The following is a 1,186-nucleotide window of genomic DNA, read 5'->3' on the forward strand; positions in this document are numbered from 1 at the left end:
CTTGTGCGGCCCAGCCCGCCAGCGTGGCGGCCAGTGCGGGCCCAGGCCATAACGCGAAAAAAAGCCGCGTCGGGGCCGGGGTGGCCGCAGCGACAGGCGCAGCGGAAGAGGAATGGTCGGGCATGACGCCACATTATGGCCGAGTCCGGCAGGGCGGGCGAGGGGTGGCCCCGCCCGATCCATCAACGCTGCGCCAGGGCGGGCGGCAGCGGCGTGCCCCAACCGCCGCCCAGGGCCCGCACCAGGTTCACGGCCGACCGGGCCTGTTCACCGTCCAGTTGCACCGCTACACGCTGCTGCGCCAGCACGGTGCGGTCAGCCTCGATCACATCCAGATAGCTGATCGAGCCTTCGCGGTACTGCGTCAGCGAAATGCGCGCCGCGCGTTGCGAGGCCTGCAGCGCCGCGTCGTGCACGTCGGTCTGCGTGGACAGGATGCGCAGGTTGGCCAGGTTGTCTTCCACCTCGCGGAACGCCGTCAATACCGTCTGCCGGTAGTTGGCCACGTCTTCTTCGTATTCGGCGCGGGCGCGGTCCAGGCCCGCCTGGCGCCGGCCGCCATCGAAAATGGGCAGCGACAGCGCGGCGCCCACCAGGGGCCCCAGCAGGAAGGTGCGGCTGGACCATTCGAACAGATCGCCCAGTTCGGCGGATTCAAAGCCCGCTGCGCCCGTGATGTTCAGGCTGGGGAAGAAGGCCGACTTGGCCACGCCGATGCGCGCATTGGCGGCCGCCATGGCGCGCTCGGCCGCGGCGATATCCGGGCGGCGCTCGAGCAGTGTGGAAGGCAGGCCGGCCGGCACATTCACGGAAATGCGCGTCAACGGCTGCGACGGCAGGGTGAATTCCGATGGCGCCTTGCCCAGCAGCACGGCCAGCGCGTGTTCGGCATTGGCGCGGCGGCGCTCGAAGCCCAGGGCTTCCGAACGGGCCGATTCCAGTTCCGAGCGGGCGCGGGCCAGGTCCAGTTCGCTGATGTCGCCGGCGTCGTAGCGCCGCTGGATCAGCTGCAGCGTCTCGGCGCGCAACTGCACGGTCTGCTGGTACAGGCGCAGGCCCGCATCCAGCTCGCGCACCTGGAAGTAGGCTTGCGCCACGTCGGCCTGCAAGGCCAGCAATACCGATCGATACAGTGCTTCGCTTTGCTGTTCGTCGGCGGTGGCGGCCTCGACATTGGACGATACCC

Annotated in this window: 1 protein-coding gene; it reads right to left on the minus strand. The window is 69.4% G+C overall.

Going from position 1 to position 1,186, the window contains the following annotated elements; genetic code table 11:
* Positions 1 to 182 precede the first annotated feature (182 nt).
* On the minus strand, positions 183 to 1,186 hold a 1,004-nt coding region (locus tag LPZ50_RS24970), incomplete at its 5' end, for an efflux transporter outer membrane subunit (RefSeq protein WP_230665514.1).

The sequence above is a fragment of the Bordetella petrii genome (genome assembly GCF_020991325.1).
GTDB classification, from domain to species: domain Bacteria; phylum Pseudomonadota; class Gammaproteobacteria; order Burkholderiales; family Burkholderiaceae_B; genus Bordetella_A; species Bordetella_A petrii_E.